This is a genomic window from Pseudomonas sp. AC532 (assembly GCF_979258965.1).
In genome coordinates this window covers 2014601-2033231 of record NZ_OZ409888.1, presented here as the reverse complement: position 1 = coordinate 2033231, position 18631 = coordinate 2014601, and the positions used below count along the sequence as shown (strand labels likewise).

The following is an 18631-nucleotide window of genomic DNA, read 5'->3' as shown; positions in this document are numbered from 1 at the left end:
GGAAGGCCCGGGATCAGGCGATACCCAGGCACATGTATTTCAACTCGACGTAGTCATCGATGCCGTGGCGTGAGCCTTCCCGACCCAGGCCTGATTGCTTGATGCCGCCAAAGGGCGCGACCTCGGTGGAGATCAGCCCCTCGTTGACGCCGACCATGCCGCACTCCAGCGCCTCGCTGACGCGCCAGGCACGGCCAAGATCGCGGGTGTAGAGGTAGGCGGCGAGCCCGAACTCGGTGTCGTTGGCCATCGCAACGGCCTGCTCTTCGGTGTCGAAGCGAAAGATCGGCGCCAGCGGGCCGAAGGTTTCATCGCGGGCGACCAGCATGTCCGGGGTCACATCACCCAGCACCGTGGGCGCGAAGAAGTTGCCGCCGAGCGAATGGGGCGTGCCGCCGGCCAGCAGCCTGGCGCCCTTGCCGAGCGCATCTTCGATGTGCTCCTGCACCTTGGCCACGGCCTTGGCGTTGATCAGCGGACCTTGCTGGGCGCCGTCCTCGCTGGCCGGGGCGACCTTCAGGGCATTCACGGCAGCGACCAGGCGTGTGCTGAACGCCTCGTACACGCCGCTCTGCACCAGCAGGCGGTTGGTGCACACACAGGTCTGCCCGCTGTTGCGGAATTTCGAACCCAGGGCGCCTTGCACGGCGGCGTCCAGATCGGCGTCGTCGAAGACGATGAAAGGCGCGTTGCCGCCCAGTTCCAGGCTGACCTTCTTGATGGTGTCGGCGCACTGCGCCATCAGCAGTTTGCCGATGCCGGTGGAGCCGGTGAACGACAGCTTGCGGACCCGCGGGTTGGCGGTCAATTGCGCGCCGATTTCCCCTGAGCGGGTACCCGGCACGATGTTCAGCACGCCGGCCGGAATGCCCGCGCGTTCGCCCAGCGCGGCCAGTGCCAGGGCCGACAGCGGGGTTTCCGAGGCGGGCTTGAGCACCACGGTGCAGCCGGCGGCCAGGGCCGGGCCGACCTTGCGGGTGATCATGGCGTTGGGGAAATTCCACGGGGTGATGGCTGCTACCACACCGATGGCCTGCTTGATCACCACCAGGCGGCGGCCCTGCTTGTCGTGGGGGATCACCTCGCCATAGACGCGCTTGGCCTCCTCGGCGAACCACTCGATGAAGCTGGCGCCGTAGGCGATCTCGCCACGGCTTTCGGCCAGCGGTTTGCCCTGTTCCCAGCTCAGCAGGCGGGCCAGGTCCTCCTGGTTGGCGATGATCAGCTCGAACCAGGTGCGCAGGATCGCGCTGCGCTCCCTGGCCGTGCGGTCACGCCAGGCCGGCAACGCGGCGTGGGCAGCCTCGATGGCGCGGGCCGTCTCGGCGCGGCCGAGAGAGGCGAGGCTGGCGATCAGCTCGCCGTTGGCCGGGTTGGTCACGGCGAAGCGGGCATCGTCATCGGCGTTGGTCCATTGGCCATCGATGTAGGCCTGTTCGCGCAGTAGGGTCTGGTCGGTGAGTTTCATGGGGTTCTCGACAATGCGGGTAAAGCCGTGGTGATGACGGCGCTCAGTACACGCCACCACCGCTGGTGATCGGTGCGGGCACAGCTTGAAAGGCCGCAGCCAGGGTCTGCAGGCCACGCATCAATACCGTGGTATCGACGCCGACGGCGACGAACCGCGCGCCCAGTTCGATGTAGCGGCGGGCCAGGGTCTGGTCTGCGCTGAGAATGCCGGCGGCCTTGCCGGCGCTGGCGATGCGCACGATGGCCCCTTCGATGGCGGCCTGTACCTCCGGGTGCCCCGGGTTGCCCCGGTGGCCCATGGCGGCGCTGAGGTCGGCCGGGCCGATGAACACGCCATCGACGCCGTCGACCGCGACGATCTCGTCCAGCCTGGCCAGGCCTTCGAGGTTCTCGATCTGCACCAGCAGGCACATCTGTTCGTCGGCCTTGTCGAGGTAGCCGGGCACGCTGTTCCAGCGCGAGGCGCGGGCCAGGGCGCTGCCGACGCCGCGCACGCCGTTGGGCGGGTAGCGCATGGCGCGCACCAGCTCGCGGGCCTGTTCGGCGCTTTCCACCATGGGCACCAGCAGGGTTTGCGCGCCGATGTCGAGAAGCTGCTTGATCAACGCGGTGTTGCCGATCACCGGGCGAATCACCGGTTGAGAGCCCCCCGCTTCTCTGCCGTAGGGCGCCACGGCCTGCAACTGGCCGAGCAGGCCGCGCAGGTCATTGGGCGCGTGTTCGCCGTCGATCAGCAGCCAGTCGAAGCCGGCATTGGCGGCCAGCTCGGCGCAGTAGGGATCGGCCAGGCCGAGCCACAGGCCGATTTGCGTCTCGCCCGATTGCAGGCGTTGCTTGAAGTGATTGATGGGCATGTCCATGAGCGGCTCCGGGGGGCTCAGACGAATCGGCAGGCGATGCTGCCGAGCATGTCGTAGTCGACGTGAAAGGTGTCGCCGGGGTTGGCCGCCACCGGGCGGGTGAACGAGCCGCCGAGGATGATTTGCCCCGGCTGCAGGGTGACGTCATAGGGCGCCAACTTGTTGGCCAGCCAGGCCACGCCCTTGGCCGGGTGGTTGAGCACCGCCGCCGATACTCCGGACTCCTCGATCACGCCGTTGCGGTAGAGCACCGCCGGCACCTTGCGCAGGTCGATCTCGGTCGGCCGCACGGCGCGGCCGCCCATCACCACACCGGCATTGGCGGCGTTGTCGGAAATGGTGTCGAAGACCTTGCGGGTGGCGCCGCTGTCCGGGTCGACCTGCTGGATGCGCGCATCGATGATCTCCAGCGCCGGGATCACCCATTCGGTGGCGTCCAGCACGTCGAAGAGCGTCACGTTCGGGCCTTTCAGCGGCTTGCCGAGAATGAACGCCAGCTCCACTTCTACCCGCGGCACGATGAAACGTGCGAAGGGGATGTCGGTGCCTTCATCGAAGAACATGTCATCGAGCAGCGCGCCGTAGTCCGGCTCGCTGATGTTCGAGGACACCTGCATGGCGCGTGAGGTCAGGCCGATCTTGTGGCCGACCAGTTTGCGGCCGCCCTCGATCTTGCGGGCCACCCAGGCGCGCTGGATGGCGTAGGCGTCCTCGATGGTGATGGCCGGCTGGTCCAGGGAAAACTGGCGCACCTGCTGTCGCGAACGCTCGGCGGCGTCCAGGCGGGCGGCGGCTTCTCTGATGAAGGCGGAGTCGAGCATGGCAAACCTCAGGGCGTCTTGTTGAAAAGGGGGTGCAGGCTGCTGTGCTTGCCGTCGTAGACCTGCGCCTGGCCTTCGTCGATCTGCAGGGTGATGCCTACCGGGCGCTGCGCGACGATCTCACCCAGGGCGCTGCGCAGCACCGCCAGCAGGCTGTCGCCGACCCGCGTGTGTACCGCGGCGCTGCGGCCCGGCCCCATGCGCAGGTTGGCGTACAGGAAGCCATAGTCACCCTGGCCGTCGGCGACCGCCGCATGTGCAGCCGGGTAGGCCAGTACGCGGGTACCGCCGGTGGGGAACACCGCCTTGCCCTGCTCATCACGCTGTTCGAGCATGCCGTCGGCCAGGGCCCGGCACAGGCCGGGGATGTCTGCCTCGTGCTCGAGGTCAGGGGTGTAGAGCAGCACCAGGTGGGGCATTTGGTTCTCCAGGGCGCTGGCGCGACGGCTGTCGCGCCAGCGAAACGTGCACGTGGCTTGGGGGTGTGCGGTGCGGCTACAGGCGGCTGGTCGACACCACACCTGCCGGGTTGGCGGCCTGGGGCGGCGGCAGTGCTGAACCATCCTGGGGCGTGACCGGGAAAACCGCGTTGATCTGCCCGGTGCCCGAGGCGGCGAAGTAGGGCGTCAGTACTTCGGCCTGGCCGTCGTACGCGGACCAGCCCAGGGCGCCCAGCAGCATGGCGGTGTCGTGCATGAAACCTTCGCCATGGCCCTTGGCCGCGTACTCGGGCAGCATGCCGCAGAACTCCTGCCACTCGGCGTTCTGCCACATCTCGATGACACGCTCGTCGAGGGTTTCCAGAAACGGGCTCCAGATCTTCGTGGCGTATTCCGGCGCCTGGCCGTTCTGGGCGAAGCGATGCGACAGCGAGCCGCTGGCCAGGAATGCGACGTTGCCGTCGTAGTTGTCTTCCACCGCCTTGCGCATCGCCCAGCCGAGGCGGGCGCTGTCGTGTAGGTAGTGCGAGGTGCACAGCGAGGAGACCGAGATCACCTTGAAGTGCTGGTCCTTGTTCATGTAGCGCATCGGCACCAGCGTGCCGTATTCGGGGGCGAGGGTAGTGGCATGGTGGGCCATGGTTTCCACGCCGAAGCGGTTGCACGCCTCGGCGAGGAGCTGGCCCAGCCCGGGGTTGCCCGGAAACTCGTACGCCATGTTGCTGATGAAGTGCGGCAACTCGTTGCTGGTGTACAGCCCCTTGAAGTGCGGCCCGCAGTTGATGTGGTAGTTGGCGTTGACCAGCCAGTGGGTGTCGAACACCACGAGGGTGTCCACGCCCAGTTCACGGCAGCGTCGGCTGATTTCCAGGTGCCCGTCGATGGCCGCCTGGCGAAAGCCCTGGCGTGGCCCCGGCAGTTCCGAGACGTACATCGATGGCACGTGGGTGATCTTGGCAGCTAGAGCGACTGTGCCCATGACGGGTTCTCCTCGCGATGTCTTGTGGTTGGTCTGCACGCTGGAAACGGGTGACACAGGCCGGTTATAAACCCGCCCGGATCATCCGCGCGAGCCGATCGTCAAACACCCCAGCGTGGAATGTGATGACTGCCCATGGAAATGCACACGTTCTTCACTTCGCTGAATACCTCGAAGCTGTATTCGCCGCCTTCACGGCCGGTGCCGGAGCCCTTCACGCCGCCGAACGGTTGGCGCAGGTCGCGCACGTTCTGGCTGTTGATGAACACCATGCCGGCCTCGATGCCGTGGGCCAGGCGGTGGGCCTTGCCGATGTCCTGGGTCCAGATGTAGGAGGCCAGGCCGTACTCGGTGTCGTTGGCCAGGCGCAGCGCTTCGGCTTCGTCCCTGAATTTGATCAGGCAGGCCACCGGGCCGAAGATTTCTTCCTGGGCGATGCGCATGCGGTTGTCGACGTCGGCGAACACCGTCGGCTGGATGAACTGGCCGCGGGCCAGATGGGCCGGCAGGTTGGCCGGGCGCTCCAGGCCGCCAGCGACCAGGTTGGCGCCTTCCTCGATACCGATCCTGATGTAGCCGGTGACCTTGTCGTAATGCGCCTGGGTGATCATCGAACCGACCTGGGTCTTCGGGTCGGTCGGGTCACCGACGATCAGGCGCCTGGCACGGGCGGCGAACTCGGCGACGAACTGCTCGTAGACGGTTTCCTGGATGAAGATCCGGCTACCCGCGGTGCAGCGCTCGCCGTTCAGCGAGAAGATGGTGAACAGCGCGGCGTCGAGGGCACGGTCCAGGTCGGCGTCGTCGAAGATCAGCACCGGGCTCTTGCCGCCCAGCTCCATGGAGTACTTCTTGAGGCCGGCGGTCTGCATGATCCGCTTGCCGGTGGCGGTGCCGCCAGTGAAGGAAATGGCGCGTACGTCCGGGTGGCGCACCAGGGCGTCGCCGGCGGTGGCGCCATAGCCCTGCACCACGTTGAGCACGCCGGGCGGAATGCCGGCTTCCAGCGCCAGGCGGCCCAGCTCGTTGGCCGTCAGCGGCGACAGCTCGCTCATCTTCAATACCGCGGTGTTGCCCAGGGCCAGGCAGGGCGCGGTCTTCCAGGTCGCGGTCATGAACGGCACGTTCCACGGCGACACCAGCGCACAGACGCCCACCGGCTGGTACAGGGTGTAGTTGAGCATCTGGTCGTCGACCGGGTAGCTGTGGCCGTCCATGCGCGTGCAGACTTCGGCGAAGAAGTCGAAGTTGTGCGACGCGCGGGGGATCAGCACGTTCCTGGTCTGGTGGATCGGCAGGCCGGTGTCGAGGGTCTCCAGCTCGGCCAGGCGCGGCACGTTCTGGTCGATCAGCTCGCCCAGCTTGCGCATCAGCCTGGCGCGCTCCTTGGCCGGGGTGCTGGCCCACTTCGGAAACGCCTCCCGGGCGGCGGCCACGGCCTGGTTGATTTCCTCGGCGCCGCCGCTGGCGACTTCGCCGATGGCTTCGTTGGTGGCCGGGTTGTAATTGGTGAAGGTCTCGCGGCTCTCGACTTCCGTGCCGTTGATCCAGTGCTTGATCATGCTCGTTGTCTCTCTGCTGGGGTTAGCCGCGAGCGGCGAAGAAGTCGCGTTCACTGACGATGCGGTTGACCAGCCGGCCAACGCCTTGCACCTCGGTCACCACCACGTCGCCCGGCACCACGTCGGCCAGGCCTTCGGGCGTGCCGGTGGCGATCATGTCGCCGGGCTGCAGGGTCATGAAGCTGGAGAAGTATTCGATCAGGTAGGGGATGTCGAAGATCATGTCGGCCGTGGTGCCTTCCTGCTTCAGCTCGCCGTTGATCCAGGTGCGCAGCGTGAGCGCCGAGGGATCCGGCACCTCGGCGGCATCGATGATCCAGGGCCCGACCGGGGTGGTGCAGTCGCGGTTCTTCACCCGCAGATTGGGCCGGTAATAGTTTTCCAGGTAGTCGCGGATCGCGTAGTCGTTGCACACGGTGTAGCCCGCCAGGTACTGGAGCGCCTCTTCGCGCCTGACGTTCTTCGCCGGCTTGCCGATCACCGCCACCAGTTCGCACTCGTAGTGCATGTACTTGACGTTGTCCGGGCGCCAGGTCACGCCGTTGTGGCCGGTGTAGGTGCCCGGTGACTTGATGAACGCCAGCGGCTCGGTCGGCGCCTTGAAGGCCAGTTCGGCGGCATGGTCGGCATAGTTCAGGCCGAGGGCGAACATGCTGCCCTGGGCCGGCGGCAGCCACTCGACCTCGGCTTCGCCGAGCAACCGACCATCGGCCAGGCGCAGCGCGTTGTCGGCTTCCACGGTGACCTGATGGATCGTGTTCTCATAGCGGATACGTGCGTGTTTCATGGTTCTGGCCTCACTGCGCCACGATGCTGTTGCTCAGGCGGCCCAGGCCGCTGATTTCGACCACGACTTCGTCGCCGGGCTGGACGTCGACACGGCCTTCCGGCGTGCCGGTGATCAGCACGTCGCCAGCGTGCAGGGTCATGAATTCGCTCAGTTCGGCAATCAGCTGGGGAATGCCGCGCACCAGGTTGGCGGTGCTGTTTTGCTGGCGAAGCTCACCGTTGACCAGCAGCTTCAGGCTCAACGCGTGCGGGTCGGCTACCTGGCTGGCGGGCGTCACCTCGCTGCCCAGAGCGCAGAACCCGTCACGGCACTTGGCCTTGACGGCTGGCCGGTAGTAACTGTCTTCCGGCAGGCTGAATTCATTGACGATCAGGTAGCCGGCGACGTGGGCGAGGGCGTCGGCCTGGCTGACGCGGCTGGCGCGCGTGCCGATCACCACCCCCAGCGCCGGGCCCGGTTGCAGGCGCTCGCCAGCGGGGGCGAGCACCGCCTGGCCATCGCCGTTGCGGGTGTTCGGGGTCTTGATGAACAGCACCGGTTTGACCGGTGGCTTCTGGTAGGGAAGTTCGTTGAATTCAGCCAGTCGGCTGTCCAGCAGGCCCTGGTAATTCAGGGCGATGCCGAACAGGGTGCCTGTGGCGATTTCGCTGGTGGCGCGACGCATGCTTCACTCCTGGCTCGGACTGCCGCTGCCCGAGAGCGCCGCTGGCGGCTCACTGATCGGTCGGCAGGTCGAGTAGTTTATTAATATGTTAACGATGGTTGCGTGGCGATGCCTTTCACTCGGTCCATGGGGGCTATTTAAACCGTCATTGGCGCGGGCCGATTGTCTGCGGCTGCCAGGCTTTTTGATCGAGCGTGCCAACGGCCGGCAGCGTCCAAGCCGCGTTTGCGTCCGCCAGGCGGTTGTTGCTTAAATCAGACCTGCCGCTACCCACCAGCCATGAGTGAACCGATGTCTGCCTACCGACCCTCCCTGACCCTGACGCTTCTGCAAGCCCGTGAAGCGACCATGGGGTTCTTTCGGCCCTCGCTCAACCAGCACGGGCTGACCGAGCAGCAGTGGCGGATCATCCGTATCCTGCGCCAGAGCGGCGAGATGGAGAGTTACCAACTGGCGCAGCAGGCGTGCATCCTCAAACCGAGCATGACCGGCGTGCTCGCGCGCATGGAGCGTGACGGCGTGGTGCGCCGCTGGAAGGCGCCGCAGGACCAGCGGCGCGTCTACGTGGGCCTCACGGAGGCGGGCCAGCAATGCTTCGTGGCGATGAGCGAGGATATGGAGCGCAACTACCAGCGGATTCTCGAGCAGTTCGGCGCTGACAAGCTCCAGCAACTGCTGGGGCTGCTCAACGAACTGAAACAGATCAAGCCCTGAGGCCGGGGAGGGTGTAGCGATGGCGAGTCGTGCACCGATACCCAACATCGACATCGGCCAGGTCTACGATCAGCGCTACGCCGATGCCGACGTGCATTACGAGGCCCTGGGCAAGCTCGCCGATTTCTTCGGGCGCAACATGCCGGTGCATCGGCATGACCGTTTTTTCCAGGTGCATTACGTCAAGAGCGGCACGGTGCGGGTATTTCTGGACGACCAGCGTTACCAGCAGCAGGGGCCGATGTTCTTTCTCACCCCGCCTACCGTCCCGCATGCCTTCGTTACCGACGCCGAGGCCGATGGCCACGTGCTGACCGTGCGCCAGGAGTGGGTGTGGCCGCTGCTGGAGGCCAGCCATGGTCTGGCTGCCGGGCCGCGCATCGGTGCGGTGTGCGTGGCATTCGACGAGCTGGGCGGTGGCTTCGAGGCAGAGGTCGCCCGGCTCGACCTGTGCTTCGAGCACCTGCGCAGCGAATTCGCCGCGGCCCATCCCGGCCGGGCGGCCAGCCTGGAGGCGCTGACGCGGCTGATCATGATCGGCTTGCTGCGCTTGTCCACGCGCTCGCTCAAGGCCCAGCCGGAACGCCGCGACGACCTGCAGTTCTTCCATCGCTTCAACGCATTGATCGAGCAACATTACCCGCAGCACTGGCCGCTGGCCGCCTATGCGGCGAGCATTGGCGTGACCGAGGCGCGCCTCAATGACATTTGCCGCCGCATCGCCGGCCTGCCTTCCAAACGCCTGGTGCACGAGCGCCTGATGCAGGAGGCCAAGCGGCTGTTGTTGTTCGGCGGCGCTTCGATCAGCGAGGTGGGCTACCAGCTCGGCTTCAAGGATCCCGGCTACTTCAGCCGCTTCTTCGCCCGCAACGCCGGCATGGCGCCGGGCGAATACCGCCAACGGCACTGGCAGGACAAGCAGGACGCCTGGCGCTGAGTCGGCGCTTTCGGGCAGCAGGCTGCTCCCCTCGGTTCCCAGGTTCATCGGCTCGTCGCACTGGCCGCTTGTGGATTTGCGTGAAAATAAATTAACTTGTTAACTAATTTAATCCGGCCGTCTTCTTTTCAGGCAACGCGCAGGTGCGCTGTGCGAGCTGCGAGCATGTGGATCAGTACGGCGAATAGCCCCGGCTGCTGGCAGCCCCAGCGGCGATCTCGGCCTCGATTTCACCCTGCTGCCGGGCGCCGTTGCTGGTGTTTCTCTGACTGTACGGAGTCTTGCATGTCACTCGTTCACCAGCCGAAACGGCTGATCGTTCTGCTCGCCGCACTGGTGGCGTTCGGTCCGCTGTCGATCGACATGTACCTGCCCAGCGTGCCGCTCATTGCCGACGACCTGCAGGCGAGTGCAGCACAGGTGCAGATGACCATCGGCCTGTTTCTCGCCGGCTTCAGCCTGGGCATGCTGTTCTACGGTCCCCTGTCGGACCGTTTCGGGCGGCGGCGCCTGCTGCTTGGCGGCATCTGCCTGTACATGCTGGCCAGCCTTGGTTGCGCACTGGCCAGCGAACCGCACCAGCTGATTGGCTGGCGGCTGCTGCAGGCGCTCGGTGGCGCTTCCGCCTCGGTGCTCGCGCGGGTCATCGTGCGCGACCTGTTCCCGCTCGATGACGCGGCGCGGGTGCTCTCGCTGATGCAGCAGGTGACCATGATCGCCACGCTGATCGCTCCGTTGCTTGGTGGCTACCTGATCCTGGTCAGTGGCTGGCGGGTGTTGTTCGTCATCCTCCTGGGGTTCGCCGGGGTGTGCCTGGTGCTGGTCTGGCGCGGCATTCCCGAAACCCTGCCACGCGAGTCACGGGGTGCCTCGGTGGGGCTGGCCTTTCGTGCCTACGTGCAGATCGCCCGTCAGCCCCAGGCCATCGGCTACATCCTGTGCATGGGCCTGGCGTTCGCCGGCATGTTCGCCTTCATCACCGCGTCGCCCTTCGTGTACATCGAGTTCTTCGCCGTCTCGATGCAGCACTACGGCTGGCTCTTTTCGCTGAACATCCTTGGCATCATGGCCATGAGCTTCGTCAATGCGCGGCTGGTCCGGCGCGTGGGCCCATCGCGGATGCTGGGGCTGGGCGCCGGCATCAGCGCGCTGGCGGGCATGGCCCTGCTGTTTTTCGCGGCCAGCGAGTGGGGCGGCTTGCCGGCCTTGGTGCTGTGTGTGCTGGCCTACGTCAGCGTTACCGGAATGATCGCGGCCAACTGCCTGGCCTGCCTGATGTCGCTGTTCCCGCGCCAGGCTGGCGCCGCTGCCGGGCTGGCGGCAGCCTCGCAATTTGGCCTGGGTACCCTGGCCAGTGCGCTTGTCAGCCTGTTGTACGACGGCAGCCCCTGGCCGATGGGCCTGCTGATGGGCTGCGCCGGGGTCGGTGTGCTGCTGGCCTTTCTGTTGAGCCGTCGCTAAGAGCCCGTTCATAATCTTTCAGCCCAGGTTCGTCGATTTTGGCAGCTAAGTGGCGCAAGCGGTCATTCCCCCTATCCTGTGGGAACGGGCCATGCCCGTGATTTTTCGCGGGCATGGCCCGCTCCCACAATGGACCAGCGACGGCTGCTAGCTGCCGCTTCTGCACATGCAGATCGTGAACAGGTTCTAAGGCCCGGCAGGTTTGCAGTCGGCCAGAAGGGTGGTTTGGTAGAACGGTCGTAATCGCCACGGAAAGTACAATATTGCCTGCGGAACGTGCATTTTTGCCGCCCGCAGCGCTCTGCATAATGACCTCGCAAACATTTCGGTACGCCCAATGCACCCCAGGCGCTGTGCGCTTCACGCGCAACCCTGGTTGCCTTGGGTACGCGCCCCGTGCCGATGGCCGATAACCAACAATAAGCAGGTCGAACAGCATGAATAAGCCAAACTCGCTCCTCGCCGCGCTCCGTGAAATTCTGCCTGCCATCGCCGCCAATGCTGGCCGGGCAGAGCAGGACCGCATGGTGCCGGCCGAGAATATCGCGATGCTCAAGGGCATCGGCCTGCACCGTGCCTTTCAGCCCCGTGCTTATGGCGGCCTGGAAATGTCCTTGCCCGAGTTCTGTGACTGCATTGCCCTGCTGGCCGGTGCGTGCGCCAGCACCGCCTGGGCCCTGAGCCTGCTGTGCACCCATAGCCACCAGTTGGCGATGTTCCCCAAACAACTGCAGGACGAGGTCTGGGGAGACGATCCGCATGCCACCGCCAGCAGTTCCATTGCCCCCTTCGGCAAGGTCGAAGAGGTCGAGGGCGGTGTGCTGTTCAGCGGCCAGATGGGCTGGAGCAGCGGCAGCGACCACGCCGAGTGGGCCATCGTCGGCTGTCGCCGGCACAATGCCGAGGGTGGGCAGGACTACTGCTTTGCGGTGTTGCCGCGTGATGACTACCAGATCCGGGATGACTGGTACGCGGTCGGCATGAAGGGCAGTGGTACCAAGACGCTGATCATCGACAACGTATTCGTGCCGGAGTATCGCATCCAGAAAGCCAGGGACATGATGGAAGGCAAGTCGGCCGGCTTCGGCCTTTACCCGGACAGCAAGATCTTCTACAGCCCTTATCGTCCTTACTTCGCCAGTGGCTTCTCCACCGTCAGCCTGGGCGTGGCCGAGCGCATGCTCGCGGCCTTTCAGGACAAGACTCGCAACCGCGTGCGCGCCTACACCGGTGCCAGCGTCGGTGCTGCCACGCCGGCGCTGATGCGCCTGGCCGAATCCACTCATCAGGTCGCTGCCGCCCGCGCGTTTCTCGAAAAGACCTGGCGCGAACACGCCGAACATGGTGAGCGCCAGCAGTACCCGAGCCGCGAAACACTGGCCTTCTGGCGCACCAATCAGGCTTATGCCGTGAAGATGTGCGTGCAGGCCGTCGACCGGCTGTTCGAAGCTGCAGGCGGCACCGCCTGGATGGAGAGCAACGAGTTGCAGCGCCTGTGGCGCGACTCGCACATGACCGCCGCCCATGCCTACACCGACTACGACGTGTGCGCACAGATCCTCGGTCGGGAGCTAATGGGGCTGGAGCCTGACCCGAGCATGGTCTGAATCCGCCATCCCCTTCCCGCGAATCGATAGGCCGGGCGCGCGCCCGGCAGTGAGGACAACCATGACCGATCAACAACCGGCGGGCTTCGACCCGCGTGCCTTTCGCCGTGCCCTGGGCAACTTCGCCACCGGGGTAACCATCATGACTGCCGCAGTCGGCGGGCGTAAGGTCGGCGTGACCGCCAACAGCTTCAACTCCGTGTCCCTGGAGCCTGCGCTGATTCTCTGGAGTATCGACAAACGCTCCACCAGCTACGAGGTGTTCAACGAGGCCAGCCACTTCGTCGTGAACATCCTGGCGGCGGACCAGATCGACCTGTCCAACCAGTTTGCCCGTCACAGCGACGACAAGTTCGCCGACATCGAACATGACGCCGGTGCCGGTGGGGCACCGCTGCTCTTTGACTGCGCAGCGCGTTTCCAGTGCGAAATGCACCAGCAGGTCGACGGCGGTGATCACTGGATCCTGATCGGCAAGGTGATCGCCTTCGATGACCTGGGGCGCTCGCCACTGCTTTATCACCAGGGCGTCTATTCGTCGGTATTGCCCCACCCGCGATCACTAAAAAAGACCGATAGCGTTGGCAAGACCGCCTTTCAGGGGCGCCTGAGCCATAACCTGTACTACCTGATGACCCAGGCGGTGCGCCGCTACCAGACCGACTACCAGCCGCGCCAACTGGCCACCGGCTTTCGCACCAGCGAAGCCCGCATGCTCATGGTCATGGACAAGGATTCCAGCCTGGACATGGCCGACCTCCAGCAACTTGTCGCCATGCCGGTACGGGAAATCGAAGAGTCGCTGGAAACGCTCAAGCGCAAAGGCATGTTGCGCGATTGCGGGGCTGGGGTAGGGCTCACCGAGCTCGGCCATGAACAGGCCGAAACCCTGTGGAACATCGCCGAGCAGCAACAGGTTCGCGCATTCGCGGGGTTTTCCGCAGCGCAGATCGAGGCGTTCAAAAGCGTACTGCGGGGTGTTGCCGGCGGCTTATGAGCGGTGACTGCGCACCGCTGCGGCCTGAGCCGGACATGTCATGGTCTTGTCGGGGCTGGCTGACAGCGCGCACGTGGCCAGGCCAGCCCAACGCCAGCGGGCAGGCGCGCTCGGCGATCGTTTCAGGGGAGAGTCCATGCAACGCGCCTGTGCTGCCGGGCCGCAGCCCGGTTCAGCACAGCGGCTGACGGGATCCGCTGTGGCTGGGCGTGCCCCGCCTGTCAGGCTCTGGTCGCTGCGCTGGTCACACTGCCTTGGACTTTGGATAGCTCTTCTGGTAGCGCGTGAGCTCGTCCGTACCCGGCTGGCGGTACGGAGTGCCCGGGCCGTCGTTGGCAATGTAGAAGGTGTCCGAGGCAGCATGCTTTTCAGCTGCTTTGTAAACCGTGTCGAGCGCCACCCAGGGCAGAACGACAGAACCCTTCTTGAAGCAGGTGCAGCCGTTTATGGAAGCAAGGTAGAGCGTCTTCTGCGCGCCGCCAGGCAGGACCACCGTCGCCTCACGCTCGTCGAACAAACGTTTGGCTACTTCCTGCCCGAACAACCTCTCGATAGGCGCAGCCAGCCCGTCCCTGTTGCCCGGCATCGTCAGCAGGATCTCGTCATGCTTGCTCATGGCAACGCGCAGAACCCGAGTGAACTCGTCCGGGTAAACGCCGTGTTTCGTCGTGTGATACATCATGTTCCGCTTCCTTACGTGCTTGGTTCCCTACCAGTCCAGCCCATAGGTTACCGGCTGTTGCAGCAACCGGCACATCAATTTCGATGGCTGGCACTACCAATAGCCAGTCTGTCTTCCAGGGCTTTCATGCAGCGGGGCCGGCCGAGTGATGACGCCGAGAGCGCCCCGCCTTGCTCTTGCGCACCGGAGTATAGATTGCCGCAGCCGAACGCGCCGGCTTTGGCGCCCTATCGATGGCGGGGGCGTTCACTGATACGTGGCGATATCATCATCCAGCGCGGCGATTCCTGTAATCGTCTCTCCTATCAACGAGTATCGAAGATGTTTGACGAGTGCGCGGGCTGCAGGCGTTATGCTTTTGTGAGGATTCATGAGTGCATGAAGCTTCGATGGCAATGGACGTTCCGCTGAACAGGTAAGCTGCAATTTGCCGGCCTGCAGGTCTGCGACGCACCCATGTAACGGTAGGCAGGCCAGGCCCAAGCCGGCACGAGCACCGTTGAGTACAGCCTGATAGCCTTTTGCATGCAGGGCGGGCCTAAAGGTTGATTGTTCATCGTTGCCCAAAGTCCGTGGGCGTGTATCGGCTGGCGACATCGCGGCCAGCAGATCCAGATCCTTCACAATTGCCAGACGCTTGGGGTCGCCAAGTTTTTCCACGAGCTGCGGTGTGCCTACGATAACCATCGGCAGTTCGGCCAAAGGCCTGGAAACTACATCGGTGCTATCGCCGGGTACATCGCGGAAGCTGAGGGAGGCATCCAGCTGATTGTTCGCCAGATCGATTAGGTCATCGGCCTCGGTAACGTGTAGCTCTACTTCGGGGTAATCATTCTTGAACGTGCGTAGGCAGCCGTAAATCCATGACGAGAGTATGCCCGGCGCTGCCAAATGCAACGGGCCGCGCGGAACGCCATTTGCCTGTTTGGTGATTCTCTCCACTGCTTCTGCAGCGTGCAGCATGTCCAGAGCATGCTGATAAATGCGTGAACCTGTGGGCGTAAGGTGCAGAGCGCCTGGTTTCCTGATGAGCAGCTGCACCTCCAGGCGCTTTTCCAACTGGATGATGCGCCTGCTCAGATTGGATTTGGCCATTCCGGTGCGCGACGCCGCAGCGGAAAAGCCGCCAGCTTGGACAACGTGCACCAGCCAATAGAGATCTGCCAGGTTGGTTGCCTGCAGGGGAGAGGTGGCCGCTGGTTTTTGGGACGACCTGTAGTCATATGTGGGACGCGGCATCATGTCTATCTACAAGGCTTTGCGTTATCTTAGCGCGCTATCGATGATGGGCCTTTTGCCGTGGCGGACGACGCTTTTGCTTTGAAGGATGTGCAGCGACTCATGATGGATCGTTCGCCGGGCCCATGTCGCAGATGGGACGAATTCATGCAGAACAATTTCAATAATGCACCGCATATCCTAGTCATAGACGACTCTCCCGAGGAGCTGCGCGGTATCGTCGGCTTGCTGCGTCAGCAGCCCTGGCGTCTTTCCATGGCAAGCGATCCTCGTCAGGGCTATCAGCGTGCCCTGGCGCTCAAGCCTGATCTTATTCTGCTTGATGTGCGCATGCCGGGAATGGATGGTTTCGCCCTATGCCGCATGTTGCGCGAAGCGCCTGCGACGCAGCGAACGCCGGTGATCTTTCTTACCTCTGCCGGCGCGGTGGAGGAACGTATCGAGGGGCTGACGCTGGGCAGCGTGGATTATGTCCTCAAAAGCTGCGATCCCCAGGAGATCCTGGCGCGTATCCGTATTCATCTGCAGCTGTCATGGCGTGAGCCTGCGGTAGCCCCGAGCGCCGATGCCGTTGAACCGGCGAATCAGGAAGAGGTTTCTCTGCGCGTAGCCATGCGGGTGATCACACAGAACCTGGCAGAAATGCCCTCGCTGGCAGAAATTGCCCGCAAGGCCGGCACCCATGAGAAGCGCCTGTCGAGCATCTTTCGTGAGCATCTGGGCAGCACCGTATTCGCCTACATCCGCGACGTGCGCATAAGACGAGGCCAGGAGTTGCTGAGCGACAGCGCGATGGATATCCAGGACATTGCCGATCAGGTCGGCTTTCGAAGCGCATGCAACTTCACCACGGCCTTTCGTGAGCGTGTTGGCATGACGCCCAGTCAGTATCGCCAGCAAGCGCACGCCAAGAATAGTCACCACGCAGCCGACGAAAGTCGGCAATGACCCGCTGATGTCGGCTCGCCTCATCTGCTGGCTCCGCCAGGTCGCTTCCTTGTTCTGTTCTGTGCGGTTGCGCAGGTCTGGCTGCGCCTCTGGGTTTTTGTGCCTGCTCCTATCGTTTGGCCCATCGGCGTGGGCGCTGGATGTTTGTCAGGCCTCGCGCGTGGATCTCGCGCCCCAGGCAAAGATTTTCGAGGACGTGACTGCCCGGCTCGATGCCGCACAGGTGTTGGCGTTGCCTGAGTCCCGTTTCCAGGCTGCAACGCCCGAGTTGCTTGGCCAGGAGTACAGTCACTCGGCCTACTGGCTCAAGTTCGAGCTGTACAACGGCCATTCACAGGTATGTCGCCGCTGGCTTACGGTAGGCGAGCCCCGCCTGCATGACATCCAGGTGCATGTCCTTGACCGCGATAACTGGGGCAGGCAGGTCGCGGGAGCGGCTTACCCGCTGGAGCAATGGCCGGTGGCGGAACGGCAGCCGGTATTCGAGCTGCTGGTACAACCCGGTGAACGTGTTCAGGTATTGGTGCGCATCAGCACGCCGACCCTGTTGCTGCTGCAACCAGTCCTGTGGGACGAGACGACGCTGCTACGGGATAGGCAATGGGTTTCTCTGGCTGACGGCATCACCCTTGGCATCGTGTTGCTGATAGTGCCGTTCAGCCTCGTGGTCGGTTGGATTGTGCGTTCACGCCTGCTGGCCGTGCATGCGACAACCGTATTTTCCTATGTACTGGTGACCGTTGTCGCGAGCGGGTACCTGATCCTGTGGCCGGGGTTGATGCAGTGGAGCCTTCCATTATGGTCAGCGCTCAGTATCCTGTCGTTTTTGTGCTTTTTGGCCTATGCCCGTGAGTTGCTGCAGGTGCGACAGCTGCCGCCAGTCTGGGGATGGCTTTATCACGGTGTACTGATCGCTTTCGCTGCAGCCTGCCTCTGGGGGCTTCTTGTCGACTCCGTACAAGGAAGGCCCCTCTCCGAGTGGTGTACGCGCGTGGCTGCCTACATCCTTTTGCCGGCAACGCTGATCGTCGCCTGGCGGCGCGGTTTGCAACTGAGCTGGATGGCATGGGCTGTACCGCTATTCATGCTGGTGCAATTCGTTGTCCGCTATGTTCTGCAGCTCGACACGCTGCCCTGGCAGGCTCGCGCGAGCGTTCTCAGCCTGTCTTCGACCTTGCCGGGCGTTGCCATCCTGGTATGTACCCTGGTCACCGAGGTGGTTCGCAGCAGGCGCCGCGAGCGTCACGCGCTGACGGCGCTCGAAAATCAGCAGCGCGAAGAGCAGGAGCGCCTGGAAAGCACCGTCGCCATCCGTACCGGGCAGTTGAATGAGTCCTTGCGAGCGCGTAGTTCGTTGATGGCACGTATCAGCCATGACTTGCGCTCACCGCTGGTGAGCATCATCGATTATGCGCGCATGGCCCGGGCCGGCGTTGTTGAAGATTTCCCCAACAAGGTCGAGCGCAATGCGCGGCAGCAGCTGGATCTGATCGATGAATTGTTGGAGTTTTCCAAGAGCGAGCTACAGCAACTGGAACTCACATTGGCACCCGGATACCTGTACGGTTTTCTGCAGGAGCTGGGAGAGGAGGCCGGGTTCCTGGCGGCGCGTCAGAACAACCGCTTTGGCTGCTGCTTCGCCGACGATCTGCCCGCCCTGGTACGTGCTGACTTCCGTCGCCTTCGCCAGGTGCTGTTGAATCTGTTGGGCAACGCGGCGAAATTTACCCATGACGGCGTAATCGTTTTCGAGGTGACCTGTCAGCAGACCTCACCTGGTCACGTGCTTCTGTACTTCAGCATCAGCGACAGCGGTATCGGCATAGACGCCCAGTCTCCAGAGCGACTGCTCAAGCCGTTCCAGCGTGGTCAGGGGGTAGAGGGCTACGATGGCAGTGGCCTGGGGCTGTCGATCGTCACTCAGCTACTACAAATCATGGGCAGCGAGCTCGAGCTGCAGCGACTGGAGCCGAAAGGCAGTCGGTTCAGCTTTCAGTTGCCGCTAGCCTGTGCCAGCGAAGAGGACCTCGACAGCAGCTTCGTCGAGAACCATGGGGTGCAGGTTGACGGTAGTGGGCGAAAAATTCTGATCGTCGATGATTTGCCGCAAAATCGTGATTGGGTCAGTGATCTGTTGGCGGGCTACGAATTCGAGGTGCAAACCGCTGCCAGTGCTGAGGAGGCTCTGGGGCAATTGGAATCCGAAACCTTTGATTTGCTGATTTCCGACATGCGCATGCCGGGCATGGATGGCTGGGCGTTATTGAGCCGGGTGCGCGCGCGCTGGCCAGAACTGCCCGTGCTGCTGTATTCGGCTGTGCCTGCGTTGCGCCCCATGGATATGCCAGGCAGCCTGCGCTTCGATGACACACTGCTCAAGCCTGCCTCCAGCAGGGATTTGCTGGCACGCGTGGATAAGCTGAGCCGCATCGCCAGTGCATCTCAGGAGGCGGTGTGAGG

General features: G+C 63.8%; 17 protein-coding genes. 7 read left to right on the top strand and 10 right to left on the bottom strand.

What is annotated here, in order from left to right; genetic code table 11:
* Nucleotides 1–13 precede the first annotated feature (13 nt).
* From ACZ0AV_RS09660 to ACZ0AV_RS09625, 8 genes are all read right to left on the bottom strand, one after another.
* Nucleotides 14–1468: an NAD-dependent succinate-semialdehyde dehydrogenase gene (locus ACZ0AV_RS09660; RefSeq protein ID WP_499150842.1), complete on the bottom strand. Its 1455-nt coding sequence runs from the start codon at nt 1466–1468 to the stop codon at nt 14–16.
* A gap of 43 nt (nt 1469–1511) precedes the next feature.
* Nucleotides 1512–2330, bottom strand: a complete 819-nt coding sequence (hpaI, locus tag ACZ0AV_RS09655; RefSeq protein ID WP_499150841.1) for a 4-hydroxy-2-oxoheptanedioate aldolase — start codon at nt 2328–2330, stop codon at nt 1512–1514.
* Nucleotides 2331–2347: 17 nt separating this feature from the next.
* Nucleotides 2348–3151 carry a 2-oxo-hept-4-ene-1,7-dioate hydratase gene (hpaH, locus tag ACZ0AV_RS09650; protein WP_499150840.1) on the bottom strand — a complete coding sequence of 268 codons (804 nt, stop codon included), beginning with the start codon at nt 3149–3151 and terminating at the stop codon, nt 2348–2350.
* Nucleotides 3152–3159: 8 nt separating this feature from the next.
* Nucleotides 3160–3570 (bottom strand): 5-carboxymethyl-2-hydroxymuconate isomerase, encoded by a 411-nt coding sequence (locus ACZ0AV_RS09645; protein WP_499150839.1) that lies wholly within the window; start codon nt 3568–3570, stop codon nt 3160–3162.
* A gap of 76 nt (nt 3571–3646) precedes the next feature.
* Entirely contained in the window at nt 3647–4570 is a 924-nt protein-coding gene (gene hpaD, locus ACZ0AV_RS09640; protein WP_499150838.1) for a 3,4-dihydroxyphenylacetate 2,3-dioxygenase, read from the bottom strand.
* A gap of 101 nt (nt 4571–4671) precedes the next feature.
* Nucleotides 4672–6132 (bottom strand): 5-carboxymethyl-2-hydroxymuconate semialdehyde dehydrogenase, encoded by a 1461-nt coding sequence (gene hpaE / locus ACZ0AV_RS09635; protein ID WP_499150837.1) that lies wholly within the window; start codon nt 6130–6132, stop codon nt 4672–4674.
* Between the two features lie 22 nt (nt 6133–6154).
* Nucleotides 6155–6919 carry a fumarylacetoacetate hydrolase family protein gene (locus tag ACZ0AV_RS09630; RefSeq protein ID WP_499150836.1) on the bottom strand — a complete coding sequence of 255 codons (765 nt, stop codon included), beginning with the start codon at nt 6917–6919 and terminating at the stop codon, nt 6155–6157.
* 10 nt (nt 6920–6929) lie between these two features.
* Nucleotides 6930–7586 (bottom strand): fumarylacetoacetate hydrolase family protein, encoded by a 657-nt coding sequence (locus ACZ0AV_RS09625; RefSeq protein ID WP_499150835.1) that lies wholly within the window; start codon nt 7584–7586, stop codon nt 6930–6932.
* A gap of 291 nt (nt 7587–7877) precedes the next feature.
* Here ACZ0AV_RS09625 and hpaR point away from each other — a divergent pair, with 291 nt between their 5' ends.
* The 5 genes from hpaR (at nt 7878) to ACZ0AV_RS09600 (ending at nt 13302) form a co-directional block, all read left to right on the top strand.
* A complete protein-coding gene (gene hpaR / locus ACZ0AV_RS09620; protein WP_499150834.1) occupies nt 7878–8300 on the top strand; it encodes a homoprotocatechuate degradation operon regulator HpaR in 423 nt (140 codons plus the stop codon).
* A gap of 19 nt (nt 8301–8319) precedes the next feature.
* Nucleotides 8320–9237: a 4-hydroxyphenylacetate catabolism regulatory protein HpaA gene (gene hpaA / locus ACZ0AV_RS09615; RefSeq protein ID WP_499150833.1), complete on the top strand. Its 918-nt coding sequence runs from the start codon at nt 8320–8322 to the stop codon at nt 9235–9237.
* A 285-nt stretch (nt 9238–9522) separates the two neighbouring features.
* The gene (locus ACZ0AV_RS09610) at nt 9523–10698 is read left to right on the top strand and encodes a Bcr/CflA family multidrug efflux MFS transporter (protein WP_499150832.1); all 1176 of its coding nucleotides are present in this window, start codon (nt 9523–9525) and stop codon (nt 10696–10698) included.
* Between the two features lie 437 nt (nt 10699–11135).
* The gene (locus ACZ0AV_RS09605) at nt 11136–12305 is read left to right on the top strand and encodes a p-hydroxyphenylacetate 3-hydroxylase oxygenase component (protein ID WP_499150831.1); all 1170 of its coding nucleotides are present in this window, start codon (nt 11136–11138) and stop codon (nt 12303–12305) included.
* Between the two features lie 61 nt (nt 12306–12366).
* A complete protein-coding gene (locus tag ACZ0AV_RS09600; protein ID WP_499150830.1) occupies nt 12367–13302 on the top strand; it encodes a p-hydroxyphenylacetate 3-hydroxylase reductase component in 936 nt (311 codons plus the stop codon).
* A gap of 244 nt (nt 13303–13546) precedes the next feature.
* On the opposite strand, the gene ACZ0AV_RS09595 is transcribed toward ACZ0AV_RS09600, so the two are convergent.
* Nucleotides 13547–13984 (bottom strand): hypothetical protein, encoded by a 438-nt coding sequence (locus tag ACZ0AV_RS09595; RefSeq protein ID WP_499150829.1) that lies wholly within the window; start codon nt 13982–13984, stop codon nt 13547–13549.
* Nucleotides 13985–14230: 246 nt separating this feature from the next.
* Nucleotides 14231–15226: a LysR family transcriptional regulator gene (locus ACZ0AV_RS09590; RefSeq protein ID WP_499150828.1), complete on the bottom strand. Its 996-nt coding sequence runs from the start codon at nt 15224–15226 to the stop codon at nt 14231–14233.
* Between the two features lie 144 nt (nt 15227–15370).
* On the opposite strand from ACZ0AV_RS09590, the gene ACZ0AV_RS09585 reads away from it, so the two are divergent.
* Both ACZ0AV_RS09585 and ACZ0AV_RS09580 read left to right on the top strand, forming a co-directional pair.
* Nucleotides 15371–16171 (top strand): response regulator transcription factor, encoded by an 801-nt coding sequence (locus ACZ0AV_RS09585; protein WP_499150827.1) that lies wholly within the window; start codon nt 15371–15373, stop codon nt 16169–16171.
* 7 nt (nt 16172–16178) lie between these two features.
* On the top strand, nt 16179–18629 hold the full coding sequence (locus ACZ0AV_RS09580; protein ID WP_499150826.1) for a hybrid sensor histidine kinase/response regulator: 2451 nt from the start codon (nt 16179–16181) through the stop codon (nt 18627–18629).
* Nucleotides 18630–18631: the final 2 nt, after the last annotated feature.